The following is a 19,441-nucleotide window of genomic DNA, read 5'->3' on the forward strand; positions in this document are numbered from 1 at the left end:
CTGGCATAAATTTAGTGTGCCGGGATGTTGTTCTTATGCGCATTTCGGGAAAAGATGAAAATTCTGTCTTGGTTTTTGCATTGATGCCTTTAAAAGATTTGCAAAATCTCTTTACCTCGCAACGCTCGCTACCGCACTGGCTGTTTGCCATCGGGGCGATGCTTGCGGCAGCGGCAGTTGCGGCGATTTTGCCGCAGCATTTTGGCCGCGAACCCGTGGTATTTCTCTGGTTTCTCCCGTCAATTGCCGTGGCTGCCTTGTTTAGCGGATTCGCACAGGGCATCGTTGCCAGCCTGATGGGCGCTGTTGGCGGCTGGTGGCTGTCCGGGCTGTCCGCTGAAATGGCGGCGTTGCCGCCGAACCTCACTGAACTGTTCCTGCTCCTGGCTTTTGGCCTGGCAATCAGTGCTCTGGGAGGGATGTTGCACTCCAGGCGAAGGCCGCAGTCACCCCCGCAGGACGCCGATGCAGAGCTGAGGCATACAAAATCGCACTTGCGCAGCGTCCTGGATAATTCGCCCGCCCTTATATCGATCAAGGACCTGGAGGGGCGGATCGTGGCGGTGAATCGCCGCTTGCTCGATATGCTGGGCAAACCGTCGGAAAATGTCGTCGGGCGCAATGTCCATGAACTCTTGCCGCGCGATGTGGCGGACCGCCTCTGGCATAGCGACCAGAGGGCCCTGCGGGCGGGCGTATTGCAGCACCAGGTCGAAGAGCTCTTGCACAAGGATGGCCAGTGCCGTACCTATATGGCGGCGAGGTTTCCGATTACGCATCTCGATACGGAGCAGCAGCTCGGCGTCTGTTCCATGTGGGTGGATATCTCGGCGCAGAAAAAGGCCGAGGAACAACTGGTGCATGTCGCCCAGCACGATGCCTTGACCGGCTTGCCCAATCGCGCGCTGGTCTACGAATTCGGCGACCTGTTGCTGGGCGCGGCGCGGCGCGGAAAAGGCAAGCTCGCCGTGCTGTTTTTTGACCTGGAACGCTTCAAGTCCTTGAACGATGCGTATGGCCGCGAAGCGGGCGACGGCATGCTGCAGGAAATTGCCCGGCGCCTGCGTCGCAATGTGCGCAGCAGCGACCTGGTCGGCCGAATGGGCAGCGATGAATTCGTGGTCATCCTGAGCGATGTGCAGTCGAGCCAGGACCTTGCCAATTCTGCAGCGCACCTGCGCGAAACCCTTGCCCAGCCCTATAGCGCCGAAGACTATGTCTTGCGGGCATCGCCGAGCATCGGTATCAGCCTCTATCCGGATGACGGCAACGATATCGATACCCTGATCCGCAATGCCGATGTGGCGATGCGCCATGCCCGGGATAACGCGCAAGTCGGCTATCAATTTTTTACGCCGGCAATCCAACAAAACATCCGGCAGGAAATTGCAATCGAACAAAGATTGCGAGCTGGTATCGAACACGATGAATTCGAATTGTATTATCAGCCGGTCGTCGATACCCGCACCCGCCGTATCGTGGGTGCCGAGGCCCTGATTCGCTGGCCGCAGGCCGATGGCGTCATCATGCAGCCGAATGAATTCATCCAGGTGGCCGAAGCCAATGGCGTCATCAACCAGCTGGGCACCTGGGTGATCCAGGAGGCATGCCGCCAGATACAGCAATGGCGCAGGCAGGGTTTGCCGCCGTTGCGCATTGCCGTCAATGTTTCGCCGGTGCAGTTCCGCGCCCGCAATTTTTATCAGCGCGTGGCCGATGCCGTCACCCGTTCCGGGATCGATCCTTCCTGCCTTGAACTGGAAGTGACTGAAAGCGCTCTCATGAAAAAGGCTGATGAAGCCAGCCAGACGCTGGCCAGCCTGAAAGCGCTGGGCTTGCAAATTGCGCTGGATGATTTCGGCACGGGGTATTCCAGCCTGAGCCGCCTGGCAGGATTGCCGTTCGATAAACTGAAGGTGGATCAATCGTTCATTCGCAATATTGTCAGCGATAGCCGCTCGCTCGCCGTCACTGAAACCGTCATTGCGCTTGGCAAACGACTGGGCGTGAAGGTGGTGGCGGAAGGCATCGAAACGGAAGCGGCGTTTAGTTTATTGCGTGAATGTAAATGCGACCTGGGGCAAGGTTATCTTCTTAGCAAGCCCATGCCCGCTGATCAGTTCCGGCGCTGGCACCAGCAGCACATTCTGGCTGCGGGATAGAGCGTACCCCGCTTTCTCTCCTCCGGACATGCCGAAGCTGCCCGAGCCGCCCTTTTCTTGGTAAAATCAACTACTTATTCAATCTTCAAAGGCATGGCTGAGTATGTTGTACCCAGAATTGTTTAAATCCCTGGAACAAATTCGCTGGAATATGGAAACCGATATTCCCTGGGATCAGTTTGACCCCAGCCAGCTCACGGATGAGCAGGCGCAAACCATCAAGATGAATGCAATCACTGAATGGTCCGCCTTGCCCGCCACCGAGATGTTCCTGCGCGATAACCGCGGCGACAGCGATTTTTGCGCCTTCATGTCGGTCTGGTTTTTTGAAGAACAAAAGCATTCGCTCGTGCTGATGGAATACCTGCGCCGCTTCCGTCCGGACCTGGTGCCTACCGAAGCCGAGTTGCATAACGTGCGCTTCGAATTCGACCCCGCGCCGCCGCTGGAAACGCTGATGCTGCATTTTTGCGGCGAGATCCGCCTGAATCACTGGTACCGCTGCGCCTCCGACTGGCATACCGAACCGGTGATCAAGCAAATCTACAAGATCATCAGCCAGGACGAAGCCCGCCATGGCGGCGCCTACCTGCGCTACATGAAGAAAGCCCTCGGTGAGTCAGGTGATGCCGCGCGTGCCGCCTTTGCCAAGATCGGCGTGCTGATGGCTTCTGCGCGCCGCACTGAAAAACCGCTGCATCCCACCAACCTGCACGTCAACCAGGCGCTGTTCCCCAACGATACGGTGCAAAGCCGCGTCCCTGATCCTGAATGGCTGGAGCACTGGCTCGATGGTCAGATCAAGTTCGACAGCAGCTGGGAAAAGAAAGTGGTGGATCGCATCCTGCACAACATGTCGCTGCTTTTCGAGCGCAGTTTTGAATCGGTGCAGGAATTGAACCGATATCGCAAGGAAGTTGTGGCGCGCCTGCCCGCGGCGCCGGCCGCGGCGTAACGCCTGGCAACCCAATAAAAAAGCCGCAGCATCTTCATGCTGCGGCTTTTTTTTGTATGGCGGCTTTTTTTTGTATGGCGGCTGCTATTTTATTTGCCGGCGTCATGGCCGCCGTGTTGATGGCCGGTGCCGCTATCGTGCCCATGGTGGCGGTTCTCGCCGATCTGGTCGCTCACTTCCACAGTCACTGCCACTGCGCCGGCCTTTGCAAAACGCAATGTGAGCGGGAATTGCTCGCCTGCCTTGAGCGGCTTTTTCAGGTTCAGCAGCATCAGGTGGTAGCCGGCGCCGGGGCGCATCACGATTTTTGCGCCCGCGTCGATCGCAATGGCATCGACTTCGCGCATGCGCATCACATTGTCTTCCATCGACATGGTATGAATTTCCATCTTGCCCGCAACCGGCGAACTGGCGCCAACCAGTTGATCCGGCGTGCTGCCGCGGTTTTCGATGCTGACGTAGGCCGCGCCACCGGGCTGGCCTGGCCGCGTCGGCCGCGCCGTCGGTTGTTCGATGGAGAGTTTTCCTGCACTGAAATCGCGTGCGGAAAGCGGGGCGGCAACGACGAGCAGGGCGGCAAAAACAAGGCGCAGATACATGGCAGGGTGCCTTCGATAAGCAGGGAAAAAAGAAAACGGCGTAAGCCGACTGGATTATAGCAAGCGCATCGCCACCATCAATTGGCTGCCCTCATTGACCGCCGGCATAGCCATGTTGCCGCCATGCCTCGTACACCACCACTGCGACCGTATTCGACAGGTTCAGGCTGCGGTTACCTGGCCGCATCGGCAAGCGGATGCGCTGTTCGGGTGCAAAGCTGTTGCGCAATGCCGGGTCCAGCCCCTTCGTTTCGGAACCGAATACGAAGACATCGCCGGGCTGGAAGTCAATCGAGGCAAACGGCGTGGCGCCATGCGTGGTCAGCGCAAACAGGCGCGCCGGGTCGGGCGCTTGTGCCGCGATAAAGGCATCCCAGTCGCGGTGCACTTTCATGGTCACGTACTCATGGTAATCAAGCCCTGCGCGCCGCATCTTGGCATCGTCCAGCGGAAAGCCGAGCGGCTCGATCAGGTGCAGCTGGGCGCCGGCGTTGGCGCAAAGGCGAATGATATTGCCGGTATTGGGGGGGATTTCCGGTTCGACCAGGACGACATGAAACAAGTGGGACTCCTATTGCTTTGCATGCCCGGGCGGAGTCCGGGCGAAGATCAGGTTGGTGACGCGCGCCGCGCCGAAGCGCTTGAGCGTGGCCGCTACTTCATTGAGCGTGGCGCCGGTGGTCAGGACATCGTCGACCACGCCGACATGGCGGCCGCGCACCGTATCGATAAAGGCTTGCGACACAGTGAATGCTTCGCGCAGATTGCCATGGCGTTCATCCTGCGCCAGCAGCGATTGCGCGCGCGTGTCGCGCAGGCGTTGCAGCAGCTGCGGGTACAGCGGCAAGCCCAGCAGGCGCGCCAGCGGCTTGGCCACTTCCAGCGCCTGGTTGAAGCCGCGCTCGCGCAGGCGGCGCGGCCCCAGGGGCACTGCCGTCAGCCAGTCCGGCAGCGGTGCGGCAGCTGCCGGGCTGCGCAGCAACGCATCGCGCTGCAATTGCGCAAACAGCGGCGCCAGCGCCAGCCGGCCGCCAAATTTCAGCGCCAGCGCGAGCTGATCCACCGGCGGAGAATAGTCGCTGGCAGTCACGGTGGCATCGAACGCCGGCGGCTGGCCCAGGCAATCGCCGCAACGGTCGCTATCGGCATCGTCATGCGCGGTCGCCAGCGGCGCGGCACATTGCCGGCAGCGCGGCCGCGTAAGGCCAAAGTAATGCGCATGGCAGCCGGCGCAGAGCGCCTGCCTGCCGCTGGCGCCGCACAGGGCGCAGGACGACGGCAGCACGTGCTGCAATTGCCGCAGGCAGCGCTGCATCCACAGGCGGGAGTCGAGAAGCATGGGCAATCGGGCTTTCAGGCGTGTAAGCGTGTAAACTGACGGGCTGGCTGCATTTTTCTATTATCGCATCGAACTTTACGATTCCCCGTGGCGCCTCCAATTTCCCCCGACCAGTCCCGCCATTCCAGCGCGCCGATCGACCCGGCTTGCGTGCGCCGCGCCTTCGCCCGGCCGCAGCGCCTGCAGGATTCACAATTTCTGCGCCGCGAGGTTGCGCAGCGCATGCATGAGCGCCTGCAACTGGTCAGGCTCGCCCCGCACGCCGTGCTCGATGCCGGGTGCGGCGAGGGTGCGGACTTGCCTGTTTTGCAAGACAGTTTTCCGCAAGCGCGCCTCCTCGGGCTCGATGCCGCGCCGGCCATGCTGGCGCTGGCGCAAGAGCGTCAGCGCGCCGCCATGTCTTCCGTCAACCGCCTCTTGAGCAAATGGCTGCCGCAAACCGTATTGCCGGGCGCGCAGGGTAGTCCGCTGCTCCTGGCCGGCGATTTTGCGCAACTGCCACTGGCTGCCAATGCCGTCGACCTGGTCTGGTCCAACCTTGCCGTGCACTGGCATCCGCAGCCCGACCGCGTCTTTGCGGAATGGCGACGCGTGCTGCGCACGGATGGCTTGCTGATGTTTTCCTGTTTTGGCCCGGATACGTTCAAGGAATTGCGCAACGCTTTTGCCGTCATGGATTCAGCCCCGCACAGCTTGCCCTTCGTTGACATGCACGATTTCGGCGACATGCTGGTCCAGGCCGGTTTCGCCACCCCGGTGATGGATATGGAATCGATCACCGTCACTTATGACACGCCGGAAAAGCTGTTGGCGGATGCGCGCGCCTGGGGCGGCAATCCCCTGGCGAACCGGCGCCGCAGCTTGTGCGGCAGGCAGGAATGGGGGCGCATGCTCGCGGCCATGGAGCAATTGCGCCGTGCCGACGGCAAGCTGGGCCTGAGCTTTGAAGTCATTTATGGCCACGCCTTCCGTCCGGCCCCGCGCACCACAGCCAGCGGCGAAGCCATCATTCGCTTTGAGTTGCCTAAAAAGTAAGCAAGGGCGCTAAAAAAATTATTCTGAGGGCGGAGTGGATTTGATTTGAATCAATGCCTATAGGAATAATGTTGTGGTTGAAAAATGCTTTTCCCCTTGATAACAAAGGGCTTTCCGCCTTATACTCCTCCGGTTATACGCTGGCCGGCTTATGTGCTGCCTGTTTGCAAAGAAAAGCAAGCGCAGGTGGGGTCAAAAACAAGGCATGAACGCGGCGATCAAGCATGATTGCTTGCTATCGCCGTAACGCTGGCTGGTTCTGGACAGAATTCTAATTTTGGGCTTTTGAGGAAACTATGAAATATGCAAAGCGCCTTCAATCGTTGATGCTTTACGCATTGGGCATGGCGGCTGCAGTGCCGGCCTGGGCGGTGGAAGTAGGCGACAGCCAGGGCGGCCCGGCCGTGCGTCAACTGAACCTGCAGGCGCCGGTCACCCGGATCGCCGAACAGATTGATTCCCTGCACACCATGATGCTGGTGATCTGCCTGGTCATCTTCGTTGCCGTGTTTGGCGTGATGTTTTATTCGATCTTCAAGCATCGCAAGTCGGTTGGCCACAAGCCGGCGACGTTCCATGAAAGCGTCGCCGTTGAAATCGCCTGGACCGTGGTGCCATTCCTCATCGTCATCATGATGGCATGGCCCGCCACCAAGACCGTGGTCGCCATGAAGGATACCTCCAATGCCGATATCACCATCAAGGCGACCGGCATGCAGTGGAAATGGGGTTACGACTACCTCAAGGGTGAAGGCGCAGGCATTTCCTTCCTGTCCAACCTGGCTACCCCGCGTGACCAGGACCCGTCCAAGGTCAAGAACGACAACTACCTGATCGAAGTCGACAATGAAGTGGTCGTCCCGGTCAACAAGAAAGTTCGTATCGTTACCACCGCCAATGACGTCATCCATGGCTGGACCATTCCCGCCTTCGGCGTCAAGCAGGATGCGATTCCCGGTTTCGTGCGCGACACCTGGTTCCGTGCTGAAAAAGTCGGTACCTACCGCGGCAACTGCGTCGAGCTGTGCGGCAAGGACCACGCCTTCATGCCGATCGTGGTCAAGGTCGTGAGCGATGCCGAATACACCGCCTGGGTCGATACCAAGAAAAAGGAAATGGCTGCCAAGGCAGATGATCCGAGCAAGGTCTGGACCATCGACGAACTGAAGCAGCGCGGCGAAAAAGTCTACGCAGCCAATTGCGTTGCCTGCCACCAGGCTAACGGCAAAGGCGTGCCGGGTGCGTTTGCGGCACTGGATGGCTCGAAAGTCGTGAGCGGTCCCAAAGCCGAGCAAATCAAGATCGTACTGAACGGCAAGAACGCAATGCCGCCCTGGAAAGGCTCCCTGTCCGATACTGAAATTGCTGCGGTGATCACCTATACCCGCAACAGCTGGTCGAACAAGGCCCAGGAAAATATCGTACAACCGGCTGAAGTTCTGGCTGCGCGCAAGTAAATAATCAGGAGTTTTGAGATGAGTTCTATCGCACACGATCACGCACACGATCACGCTCACGACCACGACCACGCGCACGACCATCCGCATGGCTGGCGCCGTTGGCTGTTCGCCACCAACCACAAGGACATCGGTACGCTGTACATGTGGTTCTCGTTTGTCATGCTGCTGTCCGGCGGCGTGCTGGCGCTGGGCATCCGTGCCGAGCTGTTCCAGCCTGGCCTGCAACTGATGCAGCCGGAGTTCTTCAACCAGCTGACCACCATGCACGGCCTGATCATGGTGTTTGGCGCCATCATGCCGGCCTTTGTCGGCTTCGCCAACTGGATGATCCCGCTGCAGATCGGCGCATCCGACATGGCGTTTGCCCGCATGAACAACTTCTCGTTCTGGCTGCTGCCGCCTGCCGCGATCCTGCTGGCCGGGTCGTTCCTGGTGCCGGGTGGCGCCACTGCCGCCGGCTGGACCCTGTACGCGCCGCTGTCGTCGCAAATGGGCATCGGCATGGACATGGGTATTTTTGCCATGCACATCATGGGCGCGTCGTCCATCATGGGCTCCATCAACATCATCGTCACGATCCTGAACATGCGCGCTCCCGGCATGACCCTGATGAAGATGCCGATGTTCTGCTGGACCTGGCTGATTACCGCCTACCTGCTGATCGCCGTCATGCCGGTGCTGGCTGGCGCCATCACCATGACCCTGACCGACCGTCACTTCGGCACGTCGTTCTTCAATGCCGCCGGCGGCGGTGACCCGGTCATGTACCAGCACATCTTCTGGTTCTTCGGTCACCCCGAGGTGTACATCATGATTCTGCCGGCGTTCGGCATCGTCTCGCACATCGTGCCGGCGTTCGCCCGCAAGCCGCTGTTCGGCTACGCCTCGATGGTGTATGCAACCTCGTCGATTGCGATCCTGTCGTTCATCGTCTGGGCCCACCACATGTTCACCACCGGCATGCCGGTGACGGCGCAGCTGTTCTTCATGTACGCCACCATGCTGATCTCGATCCCGACTGGCGTGAAAGTGTTCAACTGGGTCGCCACCATGTGGCGCGGCTCGATGACATTTGAAACCCCGATGCTGTTCGCGGTCGGCTTCATCTTCGTGTTCACCATCGGCGGCTTCACCGGCCTGATCCTGGCCGTGACCCCGATCGACATCCAGCTGCAGGATACCTATTATGTGGTGGCGCACTTCCACTACGTGCTGGTGGCCGGTTCGCTGTTTGCATTGTTTGCCGGTTACTACTTCTGGAGCCCGAAGTGGACCGGTTTCATGTACAACGAATCCCGCGGCAAGATTCACTTCTGGCTGTCGCTGATCACCTTTAACATCACCTTCTTCCCGATGCACTTCCTGGGACTGGCAGGCATGCCGCGCCGCTATGCCGATTATCCGGCGCAGTTCGCCGACTTCAACCTGATCGCGTCGATTGGCGCCTTCGGTTTCGGCCTGTCGCAGGTGTACTTCCTGTTCGCCGTGGTGCTGCCGTCGATCAAGGGTGGCAAGAAAGCGGAAGCCAAGCCATGGGATGGCGCCGAAGGCCTGGAATGGACCGTGCCGAGCCCGGCACCGTTCCACACCTTCGAAGTGCCGCCGACAGTAAAGTAAACCATTGGGGACAGAGTTAAACGAAGTGGTACTCTGTCCTCAACCGGATATAACTGGAAAAGCATGTCGCAACAAAAAAAGCCGGATAACTTGAAGACCGCGCTGATCCTGGCATCGGTCGCTGTGATTTTCTTCCTTGGCGTAATCATCAAGCGGGTCTGGTTCAGCTGAAATGGAAACACCGAAGCAAGACGCGGTAAAGGATGCACCGACGCGCAAGCTGAATGCACAGATGCTTGGCAAGCTGGTGGTGGTGGCGTTTCTGATGTTTGGCTTTGGCTATGCGCTGATCCCGGTGTACAAGAAGATTTGTGAAATTACCGGTATCAACACGCTGACGCCGATGAATGTGACGGCGGAAGAAGTCGCCAATACCCAGGTCGACAAAAGCCGCACCATCACCATCGAGTTCGATGGCAATGCCCAGGGTCCCTGGCGTTTCCGTCCAACTGTGGCAAGCATGGAAGTGCATCCGGGCGAACTGGTGCAGGTCGTGTACGAAGTGGTGAATACGCAGTCGCGGGCAATCGACGCGCAGGCAATTCCCAGCTATGCGCCGCAGCAGGCGACGGCGCATTTCAAGAAAATGGAATGCTTCTGCTTCAAGCAGCAGACGCTGGGGCCGAATGAAGCAAAGCAGATGCCGGTGGTGTTCTTCATTGATCCGGCGCTGCCGAGGGATGTGAAGACAATTACCTTGTCGTACACCTTCTTTGAGGTAGCCGGTCCGGCGAAAAAATCCAGCTGAAGCGGCTGGATGAAAGGCGGTAAACATGCAGGATTTGAAAGATGCAGCCAGGCGCAAGATGTCGTTTGGCGCAACGATGAAAGCAATACTCTGGGCGTTTTTCGGCGTGCGCAAGAAAAGCGGCTATGAACAGGATTCGGCGCAACTCAACCCGGTTTATCTGATCATCGCCGGGGTGATCGCCGCAGTGATATTTGTTGTGACGCTGTTGTTAATCGTGAAAAGCGTCGTCGCGAATTAATATTTGATTTGTATCGGGAGATGGAGATGGCTTCTCAAAACGCTAAGGCGCCTTACTACTACGTACCGGGCCCATCCAAGTGGCCGCTGTTGACGGGCATGTCCTTGCTGGTAACCATGGCCGGCGCATCCGCGTGGGTCAACAGCATCGGCTGGGGACCCTATGCAACCGTGGCCGGCATTCTCGCTGTGCTGAGCGTCCTGTATTGCTGGTTTGGCGACGCCATCGCCGAGTCGGAAGGCGGCATGTACAGCGCCCGCATCGACAACTCCTACCGCTGGAGCATGAGCTGGTTCATCTTTTCCGAAGTGATGTTCTTTGCAGCATTCTTCGGCGCGCTGTTTTATGCTCGCTCGGTTTCCATGCCATGGCTTTCCGATCTCGACCACAAGATCCTGTGGCCGGATTTCGTTGCGCAATGGCGCACCAATGCTGGTCCTGCCGGCACGATCGAGCCGTTCACCACCATGGGCCCGTTCTGGATCCCCACCATCAATACCGCGCTGCTGCTGACCTCCGGCGTCACCCTGACGATTTCGCACCATGCCCTGCGCGAAGGCAAGCGTGGCGCGACCGCGTTCTGGCTGGCTGTGACGGTCCTGCTGGGCGCCACGTTCATGGGCTTCCAGGCATATGAATACATGCATGCCTACAGCGACCTGAACCTGAAGCTGACTTCCGGCATCTACGGCTCGACCTTTTACATGCTGACCGGCTTCCACGGCTTCCACGTGACCATCGGCGCCATCATGCTGGGCGTGGTGCTGTATCGCGTGCTGAAGGGCCACTTCACCCCGGAACACCATTTCGCCTTCGAAGGCGCCGCATGGTACTGGCACTTCGTCGACGTCGTCTGGCTCGGCCTGTACGTCGTCGTGTACTGGCTGTAAAAACATGCCTGCCCGCGCTGCGGGCAACGCAAAAAGCCGCACCTCGGTGCGGCTTTTTTCTTGTGCGGCTTGCAGCGGAAAAGCGGGTCTAGCGAATGCCGGTCGGCTGGATCCAGCCCAGGTAATGCGCCACCAGGATGAAGATGAACAGGGCGATGGACAAGCCCACCCGCAGTGCCAGCGATTGCACGGTGCGGTTGCTCTTGCCCTTGTCGCGCATCAGGAATATCAGGGCCGAGGCAAGGCTGCCGAGGATCAGGAGGAAGGCGATGGCGACGATGATTTTCATGGTGGCTGCACTAGAACCGGCTGCTTGCTAGAATAGGCGCCGGCTCACAAGGCTTGTGTTCGTAAGGTTGATATTGTAATGCCAATCAGATTCCGTTTCAGTTGGGTGCCGTTCATTGCCACAGCGCTGCTGGTTGCCATCGGCATTGCGCTGGGCAACTGGCAAACGCGTCGTGCCCAGGAAAAGGAAGGCATCGAAGCGGCCTTGCAGGCACAGGCGGCACAGCCGGTCATCGCGCTGTCGGCGGCCACACCGGATGCCGAAGCCATGCCCTTTCGGCAAGTGCGGGTCAGGGGCACATTCGTGCGCGATTGGCCGCTCTACCTGGATAACCGCCCGCATGAGCGCCGCGCCGGCCTGCACATGCTGATGCCTTTCAAAATTGCCGGCAGCGGCAAGTCGGTTCTGGTGGCGCGCGGCTGGATCGCGCGCGATCCGGTGGACCGGGCGCGGCTGCCGGCAACGCCCACGCCGCAAGGCGAAATCGAGATCGAAGGCAGCATCCGCAGTCATCCGGCCCGGGTTTACCAGTTTGGCGCGCCGGCGCCGCTGAAGCCCGGCGCCATCGTGCAAAACGTCAGCATCGGCGAGCTTGCCGCTGCCAGCGGCTTGCAACTGCTGCCATTCATGATCGAACAGGGCGGCACGGCCGACGACGGCCTGGTGCGCGACTGGCCGCGGCCCTCGCACGGTGCCGACAAGCATCGCGGTTACGCTTTCCAGTGGTATGGCCTGGCAGCGGCCGCATTCATCTTTTTTATTGTGACGGGATTTCGGCGTGGAACAAAACAGTAAGCAAAAAAAACTCGGTCGATGGAAGATGCTGGCGGTGCTGGCTGTCTGCGCTTCGCCATTGGTGGCCTCCTACTTCGCCTACTACGTGGTCCAGCCGAGCGGGCGCACCAACTACGGCACCCTGCTGGATCCGCGCGCCTACCCGATGCCGCGCCTGGGCAGCACGGCGCTCGACGGCAAGCCGCTCGAACTCGATGCCTACAAGGGCAAGTGGATCATGCTGCAGGTCGATTCCGGCAAGTGCGAGGCGGCCTGCCAGACGAAGCTCTACGAAATGCGCCAGCTGCGCACAGCGCAAGGCAAGGAGCGCGAACGCGTCGAACGCGTCTGGCTGATCACCGACCAGGAGCCGCTCGACACGCTGCTCATGCGCGAATACGACGGCACCCGCATGTTGCGCGTCAAGCCCGAGACATTGCAGGCATGGCTGCCGCTGGAGCAGGGCGCCGTGCTGGCCGACCATATCTACATGATCGATCCGCTCGGTAACCTGATGATGCGCTTTCCCAAGGACGCCGACCCCAACCGCATCAAGAAGGATCTCGGCCGTTTGCTGAAAGCGTCGAAGATCGGCTAGGCGCGCAACCAGTTACAGGAACAAGGCACATGCTGATTCAACTCGCGATCAAGGGATTGCTGGTGGCGCTGCTGGCGCTGGCAGCGGTATGGGCGTCGCGCGACGCCAACAAATACCGCAAGCTGGCCTGGGTGACGCTGTTTCTCACGTTCGACCTGATCATGTTCGGCGCCTTCACGCGCCTGACCGATTCCGGCCTCGGCTGCCCGGACTGGCCCGGCTGTTACGGCCATGCCAATCCGCTGCAGGCGCATGAGGCGATCAAGGCAGCCGAGGCTGCCATGCCGGGCGGGCCGGTGACCGTCGTCAAGGCCTGGATCGAGATGCTGCACCGCTACTTTGCCATGGGTGTGGGCGTGCTGATCATTGCCTTGATGGGCGTGGCCTGGCGCAACTGGAGCAGGGCGCGCCGGGCGGGTGCAGCCAGTGCTGCGGCTTCGCCATGGCTGCCAAGCTTCCTGCTGTTCTTCGTGTGCCTGCAGGGCGCATTCGGCGCGTGGACCGTGACGCTGAAACTGCAGCCTGTCATCGTCACCATCCATCTGCTGCTGGGCATGGGATTGCTGGCCTTGCTGACCTGGCTGGCGGCGCGGCAAAGCCCGCATGCATCCGTTGCCGCCACAGGCAGCGGCTTGCGCCTGCCAGCGGCGCTGGCATTGCTGGTGCTGTTTGTGCAGATCGCACTGGGCGGCTGGGTCAGCACCAACTATGCCGCGCTGGCGTGCACGGACTTGCCGACCTGCCATGGCGTCTGGCTGCCGGAAATGGATTTCGACAATGGCTTTACGCTCTGGCGCCATCTTGGCAAGACGGCGGATGGCGAATTCCTGCCTTTCCCGGCGCTGACCGCGATTCACTGGACGCACCGGGCATTCGCCCTGGTGGCCGCCGGCGTGATTGGCTGGGTGGCGCTGCGCGCGCTGCGGATCGACGGCTTGCGCAAGTCCGGTGCCTGGTTGCTGGCGGCGCTGGTTTTGCAAATCGTGATTGGCATTTCCACTGTGTACCTGAACTGGCCGCTGGCCCTGGCAGTTGCGCACAATGGCTGCGCCGCACTGTTGGTGCTGTTGCTGAGCATGTTAAACTACAAGGCTAACCTTGCCGCCGCGCCACATGCCGCCAGCCGCATGACAACCCATATTGCCGCCGCATGATGCGCGCCTCGCTGCTGTAAGACTATGACCACCTTGACCATTTCCTCGAACCGTATTGCCCAGTACTGGGCGCTGACCAAGCCGCGCGTAACGCAGCTGGCCGTGTTTTGCGCCGTCATCGGCATGTTCCTCGCAACCCCCGACCTGCCTGACTGGCGCGTCGTGGTGGCGGCGACCGTCGGCATCTGGCTCCTGGCCGGTGCCGCCTTCGCGGTCAATTGCCTGGTCGAACGCAGCATCGATGCCAAGATGGCACGTACTGCCCGCCGCCCGATGGCGCGCGGTGAAATCACCGTGAGCCAGACGCTGGCATTCTCGGGCGTGATCGGCGGTGCTGGCGCATGGGTGTTGTACACCTTGGTCAACCCGCTGACCATGTGGCTGACCCTGGCCACCTTCGTCGGCTATGCCGTGATCTATACCATGGTGCTGAAACCGGCGACGCCGCAAAACATCGTCATCGGCGGGCTGTCGGGCGCAATGCCGCCGGCGCTGGGCTGGGCCGCCATCGCCAATGACGTGCCGATGCAGGCATGGATCCTGGTGCTGATCATTTTCGTCTGGACGCCGCCGCATTTCTGGGCGCTGGCCCTGTACCGCCGCGATGACTACGCCAAGTCCGGCCTGCCCATGCTGCCGATTACGCATGGCCTGCAATTCACGCAGTTCCACATCCTGCTCTACACCATCGTGCTGGTCGCGACCACCATGCTGCCCTACGCAGTCCACATGAGCGGCCTGATCTACCTGGTCAGCGCGGCCCTGCTGGGTGCAGTATTCCTGTGGTATGCCTGGCGCATCTACCGCCATTACACCGACCTGCTGGCGCGCAAGGCCTTTACCTATTCAATCATTTACCTGTCGCTATTGTTTGCGGCGTTGCTGGTCGACCATTACCTGAAGATCTGAACCCATGCGTATCCTTCCTCTCGTCCTGATGCTGGCTTCGGCGCTGTGGCTCACTGCCTGCAGCGACAAGGCTTCCGAGCAGGGCGCCGACGGCACCATGCAGCTGTCGCCCGTCGACAGCGCCTTCAAGAACACGGACGTGACCGGGCTGGGCTATGCCCGGGATTTCGCCCTGACCGACCATAACGGCAAGCCGCGCACCCTGGCCGATTTCAAGGGCAAGGCCGTGGTCGTGTTCTTCGGCTTTACCCATTGCCCGGATGTCTGCCCCACCACCATGGCGGAAATGGCCGGCGTCATGCAGCAGCTTGGCCCGCAAGCCGAGAAAGTGCAGGTCCTGTTCATCACGGTTGACCCCGAGCGCGATACGCCGCAGTTGCTGGCGCAATATGTGCCGGCGTTTTATCCGAGCTTCCTCGGGCTTGTGGGCGACAAGGCCGCCACGGAAAAGGTCGCGAAGGAATTCCGCGTGTTTTACCAGAAGGTGCCGGGCAAGGAAGCCGGCAGCTATACGATGGATCACACCGCCGGCAGCTACGTGTTCGACCCGCAGGGGCGCATTCGCCTGTTCATCCGCCATGGTCAGGGTGCCGAGCCGATCGCGCATGACCTGAAGATACTTTTGGCGGGGAAGTAAACCGGGTGCGCTGGTCAAACGGCGTAGCGGACAAAAAAAACGGACAACAAAAAAGGCGCTCGAACGAGCGCCTTTTTTATGGAGCACGGCTGCTTCAGGCGAATTCGGCCAGCGCACCTTTCATCTTTTTTAATGCCACCGCCTCGATCTGGCGGATGCGCTCGGCCGAAACGCCGAACTCGTCGGCCAGTTCGTGCAGGGTGGCGCCGGAACCATCGTCGCTGGCCAGCCAGCGTGCCTCGACGATGCGGCGCGAACGGGCATCGAGCTTGCCAAGCGCAGCTTCCAGGCCTTCGCTTTGCAGGCGGTCGTACTGCTGCGCCTCCAGCACGCGGGTGGGCTCCTGCGCTTCCGACGATAGATAAGCGATTGGCGCGAACTTGCCGTCGTCATCTTCATCGGTTGGCGCTTCGAGGGCGATGTCGCGGCCCGACAGGCGGGTTTCCATCTCGATGACTTCTTCGCGCTTCACATCCAGGGTCTTGGCGAGGGCGTCGACCTGCGCCGGCGTCATGGCGTCCAGGCCTTCCTTGTGGCTGCGCAGGTTGAAGAACAGCTTGCGCTGGGCCTTGGTGGTGGCCACTTTGACCAGGCGCCAGTTCTTCAGGATGTATTCGTGGATTTCTGCCTTGATCCAGTGCATGGCGTACGACACCAGGCGCACGCCCTGGTCCGGGTCGAACCGTTTGACAGCCTTCATCAGGCCGATATTGCCTTCCTGGATCAGGTCGGCATGCGGCAAGCCATAGCCGAGGTAGCCGCGCGCGATGGAAACCACCAGGCGCAAATGCGACAGGATCAGCGATTGCGCCGCAGCGAGGTCGTTTTGCTCGCGCAGCTTTTTTGCGAGCGAGATTTCTTCTTCGTGCGACAGCATCGGCAGGCGGTTGACTGCCGAGATATAAGACTCGATATTGCCCAGATTGCCGGGAAAGCCGAGTGCCACCAGATTGTTGGCGGCAGGTACCAGTGCGGACTGTGCAGATCGTGCGTTCATTCCTTCTCCTTGATTCCTTTTTTCAGGGTTTGCCTGTGCATGCAGGAATAGATAAACCATATATTAGCACTCTCTGTTGGTGAGTGCTAATAGTCAAATTGGGATGAAATAATAGTGCTAGGCTATTAATTTCCCAGCGTTAATTCACTCGCCGTATGCAATCGCGTCGAAAAAGCCGGAAAAGTTGCAGAAAGTAAAGAAAATTAGGCCGCGTCCCGGCTAGGCGAGGCGTCCGATCGAACGCTTCACCGACAGCAGGGCGCCGATCCAGCCCAAGGCAGCGCTCGCACACAGCAAGCCAAGCCAGACTTGGGCGCTCAGGGGCGCCAGGCGGAATTGCGAGCCATAAAGCTGCACCACATCGGCAAGAGCCTGGTTGAGGGGGTACAAGCCCAGGGTAACCAGGCCCAGGGCAACCATGCCGGCGATCAAGCCCAGGAATGCGCCAGCGTAATAGAACGGCCGGCATACGAAAGCATTGGACGCACCCACCAGCTTGCTCAGGACGATTTCTTCGCTCTGGTGGAGGACTTGCAGGCGGATCGTGTTGAAAACGACTGCCACCACCACTGTCCCCAGTGTAATGGCCAGCAACAAGAGCGCCAGTTGCAATACTTGCATGACTGCGGCCAGGCGCTTGACCCAGGCCGAATCCAGTTGCACGTGGTCGACGCCTTGCAAGGCTTGCAGGCGGGTCACCAGGGCATCCGTGCGCGCTGCCTGGGCGACGTTATCGAGTCCCGATAGTTTCAGCACATAGGCGTCCGGCAGCGGGTTGGCGCCCAGCGCCTCCACTGCGGCTGCCACGCCGGTGCGAGCATCGAGGGTGTTCAGGGCTTTTTCGCGCGGGATGAATTCCAGATTGCCTTGCAGATCGGCTTCCTTCAGCGCCCGCCTGATCGGCGCAGCCAGCGCGTTCGCCTGTTCGCGCGGGGTATCGGCTTTCAGGAACAGGCTGATTTCCGGTTCCACCACCAGTTGCTGGGACACCGGCCGGATGTTTTCCAGCAGCGTCAGGCCGGCGAAGGGCAGCATCAGGGCGATGGCAATCACCGCCACATTCAGCAGGAAGCCGCCGCGCGGGGCACGGATATGGCGCCAGGCGCCGGCCAGGGCGTAGGCATGCAGCCGCAACCAGTTTTTCATGAAGCCACCTGTGCTGGTTGCGGCGCCGGGGCCGCCTGAGAGTCATTGACCAGGCGACCTTGCTCCAGGTGGATCACGCGGGCGCCAGGCTGGTAAATATTGTCGTCATGGGTGGAAATCAGGCATGTCACGCCCACCGCATGGAAGGCCTTGATGGCATCGATGACCCTGGCGGCGCTGACGCGGTCGAGGTTGGCGGTCGGCTCGTCGGCAAGGATGATTTGCGGGCGGTTGACAATCGCCCGCGCAATCGAGACGCGCTGCTGTTCGCCGCCCGAGAGCGACAGCGGGTCGGATTGCGCCTTGTCCAGCAGGCCCACCTTGTCGAGGGCGGCGCGGGCGCGCTTTTCCGCTTCGTCGCGCGGGGTGCCCGTGACGATCAGGGGCAGCAGCACGTTGGCCAGCACGGAGCGGTCTGCCAGCAGGCGCTGCTGCTGCAGGATCAGGCCGAGGTTGCGGCGCAGGTAGGCCAGTCCGGTGGCATTCAGGCGCCCGATATCCTGTCCATTGACTTCGACGCTGCCCGAACTCGGACGCTCGATGGCGGCGATCATTTTCAGCAGGGTCGACTTGCCGGCGCCGGACGGGCCGGCCAGAAACAGCAGTTCGCCCTTGGCAACGGAGAGGTTGAGGTCGAACAGCGCCGTGGCGTCTTTCGAATAGCGCTTGGTGACGTGACGGAATTCAATCATTTAGCTTAACAAGGCATCCACAAATTCTTGCGCATTAAAAGGCTGCAAGTCTTCGATGCCTTCGCCGACGCCAATGAAATACACCGGCACCGGGCGTGTGCGGGCGATTGCCGCCAGCACGCCGCCCTTGGCGGTGCCGTCAAGCTTGGTGACGACCAGGCCGGTCAGTTGCAGGGCATCGTCGAAGGCCTTGACTTGCGTAAGCGCATTTTGCCCGGTATTGCCATCGATGACCAGCAGCACTTCATGCGGTGCTTCCGCCATGCTTTTGCCGATCACGCGCTTGACCTTCTTGAGTTCTTCCATCAGGTGCAACTGGGTCGGCAGGCGCCCGGCGGTATCGACCATTACCACGTCGGTGCCACGGGCCAGCGCCGACTGCACGGCGTCGAAGGCAACGGCTGCCGGGTCGCCCGATTCCTGGGCAATCACGGTGACATTGTTGCGCTCGCCCCAGACCGCCAGCTGTTCGCGTGCCGCAGCGCGGAACGTATCGCCGGCGGCCAGCAGCACCGATTGATGATGGGCTTGCAGATGCTTGGCCAGCTTGCCGATGGTGGTGGTCTTGCCGGCGCCGTTGACGCCGGCGATCATCATGACCATGGGTTGATGGCGGCCCAGCACCAGCGGCTTTTGCAGCGGCGTCAGGAGACCGATCAGCAGCGCCTTGAGTGCCGTCTTGACTTGCTCGGCTTCGGTCAGCTTCTCGTCCTTGACCTTTTTCTTCAGGGTATCCAGCAGGAATTGCGTGGCATCGATGCCGGCATCGGCCATCAGCAGCGCCGATTCCAGTTCCTCATACAAATCATCGTCAATCTTGGCGCCGACAAACAGCGTTGTGAGGCTGGCAGAAGTTTTCGACAAGCCGGCTTTGAGCCGGGTCAGCCATGAGCGTTTTTGCTCAGCCGATGGCGCGGGAGCCGGGATAATCTCGACTTCCTGCACTGCCTCAGGTGGGGGCGGAAAAATCACCGGCGCAGGAGGCGTTGCGGCTGCAGGTAGGGGTACTGCAGGGGACAGCGGCACAGGCGCAACTGGCTCTTGTGCCTTTTCGGCAACGATTTCCTCGACAGGGGCGGCAGCAGGCGCGGCTGTCTCTTTCGGTTTTCTTTTGAAGAAACTAAACATGGGGCTGGACGGAATCGCAATCAGTGGGCGATGGCTGACGCGCAGCAAGGCGCCAGGCAAGCGGGGTACAA

At 60.4% G+C, this 19,441-nt stretch carries 22 protein-coding genes; 14 read left to right on the forward strand and 8 right to left on the reverse strand.

The features are described from left to right. Positions 1 to 83: 83 nt before the first annotated feature. Both EKL02_RS03685 and EKL02_RS03690 read left to right on the forward strand, forming a co-directional pair. Positions 84 to 2,162, forward strand: coding sequence for an EAL domain-containing protein (locus EKL02_RS03685; RefSeq protein WP_164931941.1), 2,079 nt, complete (start codon positions 84 to 86; stop codon positions 2,160 to 2,162). Positions 2,163 to 2,265: 103 nt separating this feature from the next. Continuing rightward, on the forward strand, positions 2,266 to 3,117 hold the full coding sequence (locus tag EKL02_RS03690; RefSeq protein ID WP_128900782.1) for a ferritin-like domain-containing protein: 852 nt from the start codon (positions 2,266 to 2,268) through the stop codon (positions 3,115 to 3,117). An 89-nt stretch (positions 3,118 to 3,206) separates the two neighbouring features. On the opposite strand, the gene EKL02_RS03695 is transcribed toward EKL02_RS03690, so the two are convergent. The 3 genes from EKL02_RS03695 to EKL02_RS03705 all read right to left on the reverse strand — a co-directional run bounded on the left by EKL02_RS03695 (position 3,207) and on the right by EKL02_RS03705 (position 5,055). Next, entirely contained in the window at positions 3,207 to 3,716 is a 510-nt protein-coding gene (locus EKL02_RS03695; RefSeq protein WP_128900783.1) for a copper chaperone PCu(A)C, read from the reverse strand. A gap of 91 nt (positions 3,717 to 3,807) precedes the next feature. Then, on the reverse strand, positions 3,808 to 4,278 hold the full coding sequence (gene trmL / locus EKL02_RS03700; RefSeq protein ID WP_128900784.1) for a tRNA (uridine(34)/cytosine(34)/5-carboxymethylaminomethyluridine(34)-2'-O)-methyltransferase TrmL: 471 nt from the start codon (positions 4,276 to 4,278) through the stop codon (positions 3,808 to 3,810). Positions 4,279 to 4,287: 9 nt separating this feature from the next. Then, positions 4,288 to 5,055, reverse strand: a complete 768-nt coding sequence (locus EKL02_RS03705; protein ID WP_128900785.1) for a ComF family protein — start codon at positions 5,053 to 5,055, stop codon at positions 4,288 to 4,290. 87 nt (positions 5,056 to 5,142) lie between these two features. Between EKL02_RS03705 and EKL02_RS03710 the strand changes: the two genes are divergently transcribed. The 7 genes from EKL02_RS03710 (at position 5,143) to EKL02_RS03735 (ending at position 11,046) form a co-directional block, all read left to right on the forward strand. Further along, positions 5,143 to 6,090, forward strand: coding sequence for a methyltransferase domain-containing protein (locus tag EKL02_RS03710; protein WP_128900786.1), 948 nt, complete (start codon positions 5,143 to 5,145; stop codon positions 6,088 to 6,090). Between the two features lie 296 nt (positions 6,091 to 6,386). Beyond that, positions 6,387 to 7,547 carry a cytochrome c oxidase subunit II gene (coxB, locus tag EKL02_RS03715; protein ID WP_128900787.1) on the forward strand — a complete coding sequence of 387 codons (1,161 nt, stop codon included), beginning with the start codon at positions 6,387 to 6,389 and terminating at the stop codon, positions 7,545 to 7,547. Between the two features lie 18 nt (positions 7,548 to 7,565). Further along, a complete protein-coding gene (ctaD, locus tag EKL02_RS03720; RefSeq protein ID WP_128900788.1) occupies positions 7,566 to 9,167 on the forward strand; it encodes a cytochrome c oxidase subunit I in 1,602 nt (533 codons plus the stop codon). A 63-nt stretch (positions 9,168 to 9,230) separates the two neighbouring features. Beyond that, complete coding sequence (locus EKL02_RS18465; RefSeq protein WP_241687777.1) at positions 9,231 to 9,338, forward strand: cytochrome oxidase small assembly protein; 108 nt, start codon at positions 9,231 to 9,233, stop codon at positions 9,336 to 9,338. A gap of 1 nt (position 9,339) precedes the next feature. Beyond that, entirely contained in the window at positions 9,340 to 9,915 is a 576-nt protein-coding gene (locus EKL02_RS03725) for a cytochrome c oxidase assembly protein (RefSeq protein ID WP_128900789.1), read from the forward strand. Between the two features lie 25 nt (positions 9,916 to 9,940). Beyond that, positions 9,941 to 10,156 carry a DUF2970 domain-containing protein gene (locus EKL02_RS03730; RefSeq protein WP_128900790.1) on the forward strand — a complete coding sequence of 72 codons (216 nt, stop codon included), beginning with the start codon at positions 9,941 to 9,943 and terminating at the stop codon, positions 10,154 to 10,156. Between the two features lie 26 nt (positions 10,157 to 10,182). After that, complete coding sequence (locus EKL02_RS03735) at positions 10,183 to 11,046, forward strand: cytochrome c oxidase subunit 3 (protein ID WP_128900791.1); 864 nt, start codon at positions 10,183 to 10,185, stop codon at positions 11,044 to 11,046. Positions 11,047 to 11,134: 88 nt separating this feature from the next. Here the strand turns inward: EKL02_RS03735 and EKL02_RS03740 are convergent, their stop codons facing one another. Beyond that, a complete protein-coding gene (locus tag EKL02_RS03740) occupies positions 11,135 to 11,335 on the reverse strand; it encodes a twin transmembrane helix small protein (protein WP_128900792.1) in 201 nt (66 codons plus the stop codon). Positions 11,336 to 11,413: 78 nt separating this feature from the next. On the opposite strand from EKL02_RS03740, the gene EKL02_RS03745 reads away from it, so the two are divergent. The 5 genes from EKL02_RS03745 to EKL02_RS03765 all read left to right on the forward strand — a co-directional run bounded on the left by EKL02_RS03745 (position 11,414) and on the right by EKL02_RS03765 (position 15,407). Continuing rightward, positions 11,414 to 12,130 carry an SURF1 family protein gene (locus tag EKL02_RS03745; RefSeq protein WP_128900793.1) on the forward strand — a complete coding sequence of 239 codons (717 nt, stop codon included), beginning with the start codon at positions 11,414 to 11,416 and terminating at the stop codon, positions 12,128 to 12,130. Positions 12,131 to 12,155: 25 nt separating this feature from the next. Beyond that, positions 12,156 to 12,707: a cytochrome C oxidase subunit I gene (locus tag EKL02_RS03750; RefSeq protein ID WP_241687903.1), complete on the forward strand. Its 552-nt coding sequence runs from the start codon at positions 12,156 to 12,158 to the stop codon at positions 12,705 to 12,707. A gap of 29 nt (positions 12,708 to 12,736) precedes the next feature. Beyond that, positions 12,737 to 13,861 carry a COX15/CtaA family protein gene (locus EKL02_RS03755; RefSeq protein WP_128900795.1) on the forward strand — a complete coding sequence of 375 codons (1,125 nt, stop codon included), beginning with the start codon at positions 12,737 to 12,739 and terminating at the stop codon, positions 13,859 to 13,861. Between the two features lie 24 nt (positions 13,862 to 13,885). Further along, on the forward strand, positions 13,886 to 14,770 hold the full coding sequence (cyoE, locus tag EKL02_RS03760) for a heme o synthase (protein WP_128900796.1): 885 nt from the start codon (positions 13,886 to 13,888) through the stop codon (positions 14,768 to 14,770). 97 nt (positions 14,771 to 14,867) lie between these two features. Next, a complete protein-coding gene (locus tag EKL02_RS03765) occupies positions 14,868 to 15,407 on the forward strand; it encodes an SCO family protein (RefSeq protein ID WP_241687904.1) in 540 nt (179 codons plus the stop codon). A gap of 94 nt (positions 15,408 to 15,501) precedes the next feature. On the opposite strand, the gene rpoH is transcribed toward EKL02_RS03765, so the two are convergent. The 4 genes from rpoH to ftsY form a co-directional block, all read right to left on the reverse strand. Then, positions 15,502 to 16,404 (reverse strand): RNA polymerase sigma factor RpoH, encoded by a 903-nt coding sequence (gene rpoH / locus EKL02_RS03770; protein ID WP_128900798.1) that lies wholly within the window; start codon positions 16,402 to 16,404, stop codon positions 15,502 to 15,504. A gap of 219 nt (positions 16,405 to 16,623) precedes the next feature. Continuing rightward, a complete protein-coding gene (locus tag EKL02_RS03775; protein ID WP_128900799.1) occupies positions 16,624 to 17,550 on the reverse strand; it encodes a permease-like cell division protein FtsX in 927 nt (308 codons plus the stop codon). After that, on the reverse strand, positions 17,547 to 18,242 hold the full coding sequence (locus tag EKL02_RS03780) for an ATP-binding cassette domain-containing protein (RefSeq protein ID WP_128900800.1): 696 nt from the start codon (positions 18,240 to 18,242) through the stop codon (positions 17,547 to 17,549). Before EKL02_RS03780 ends, EKL02_RS03775 begins: the two co-directional genes overlap by 4 nt. Continuing rightward, positions 18,243 to 19,370 carry a signal recognition particle-docking protein FtsY gene (gene ftsY / locus EKL02_RS03785; protein WP_128900801.1) on the reverse strand — a complete coding sequence of 376 codons (1,128 nt, stop codon included), beginning with the start codon at positions 19,368 to 19,370 and terminating at the stop codon, positions 18,243 to 18,245. Positions 19,371 to 19,441: the final 71 nt, after the last annotated feature.

This window comes from Janthinobacterium sp. 17J80-10 (assembly GCF_004114795.1).
Lineage (GTDB): Bacteria > Pseudomonadota > Gammaproteobacteria > Burkholderiales > Burkholderiaceae_D > Paucimonas.

Excerpts from the sequence above, each read along its gene's own strand:
- EKL02_RS03685 (WP_164931941.1), top strand. The coding sequence starts at position 84 with ATGCCTTTAAAAGATTTGCAAAATCTCTTTACCTCGCAACGCTCGCTA.
- EKL02_RS03690 (WP_128900782.1), top strand. The coding sequence starts at position 2,266 with ATGTTGTACCCAGAATTGTTTAAATCCCTGGAACAAATTCGCTGGAAT.
- EKL02_RS03695 (WP_128900783.1), bottom strand. The coding sequence starts at position 3,716 with ATGTATCTGCGCCTTGTTTTTGCCGCCCTGCTCGTCGTTGCCGCCCCG.
- EKL02_RS03705 (WP_128900785.1), bottom strand. The coding sequence starts at position 5,055 with ATGCTTCTCGACTCCCGCCTGTGGATGCAGCGCTGCCTGCGGCAATTG.
- coxB (WP_128900787.1), top strand. The coding sequence starts at position 6,387 with ATGAAATATGCAAAGCGCCTTCAATCGTTGATGCTTTACGCATTGGGC.
- ctaD (WP_128900788.1), top strand. The coding sequence starts at position 7,566 with ATGAGTTCTATCGCACACGATCACGCACACGATCACGCTCACGACCAC.
- EKL02_RS18465 (WP_241687777.1), top strand. The coding sequence starts at position 9,231 with ATGTCGCAACAAAAAAAGCCGGATAACTTGAAGACCGCGCTGATCCTG.
- EKL02_RS03725 (WP_128900789.1), top strand. The coding sequence starts at position 9,340 with ATGGAAACACCGAAGCAAGACGCGGTAAAGGATGCACCGACGCGCAAG.
- EKL02_RS03730 (WP_128900790.1), top strand. The coding sequence starts at position 9,941 with ATGCAGGATTTGAAAGATGCAGCCAGGCGCAAGATGTCGTTTGGCGCA.
- EKL02_RS03735 (WP_128900791.1), top strand. The coding sequence starts at position 10,183 with ATGGCTTCTCAAAACGCTAAGGCGCCTTACTACTACGTACCGGGCCCA.
- EKL02_RS03740 (WP_128900792.1), bottom strand. The coding sequence starts at position 11,335 with ATGAAAATCATCGTCGCCATCGCCTTCCTCCTGATCCTCGGCAGCCTT.
- EKL02_RS03745 (WP_128900793.1), top strand. The coding sequence starts at position 11,414 with ATGCCAATCAGATTCCGTTTCAGTTGGGTGCCGTTCATTGCCACAGCG.
- EKL02_RS03750 (WP_241687903.1), top strand. The coding sequence starts at position 12,156 with ATGCTGGCGGTGCTGGCTGTCTGCGCTTCGCCATTGGTGGCCTCCTAC.
- EKL02_RS03755 (WP_128900795.1), top strand. The coding sequence starts at position 12,737 with ATGCTGATTCAACTCGCGATCAAGGGATTGCTGGTGGCGCTGCTGGCG.
- cyoE (WP_128900796.1), top strand. The coding sequence starts at position 13,886 with ATGACCACCTTGACCATTTCCTCGAACCGTATTGCCCAGTACTGGGCG.
- EKL02_RS03765 (WP_241687904.1), top strand. The coding sequence starts at position 14,868 with ATGCAGCTGTCGCCCGTCGACAGCGCCTTCAAGAACACGGACGTGACC.
- rpoH (WP_128900798.1), bottom strand. The coding sequence starts at position 16,404 with ATGAACGCACGATCTGCACAGTCCGCACTGGTACCTGCCGCCAACAAT.
- EKL02_RS03775 (WP_128900799.1), bottom strand. The coding sequence starts at position 17,550 with ATGAAAAACTGGTTGCGGCTGCATGCCTACGCCCTGGCCGGCGCCTGG.
- EKL02_RS03780 (WP_128900800.1), bottom strand. The coding sequence starts at position 18,242 with ATGATTGAATTCCGTCACGTCACCAAGCGCTATTCGAAAGACGCCACG.
- ftsY (WP_128900801.1), bottom strand. The coding sequence starts at position 19,370 with ATGTTTAGTTTCTTCAAAAGAAAACCGAAAGAGACAGCCGCGCCTGCT.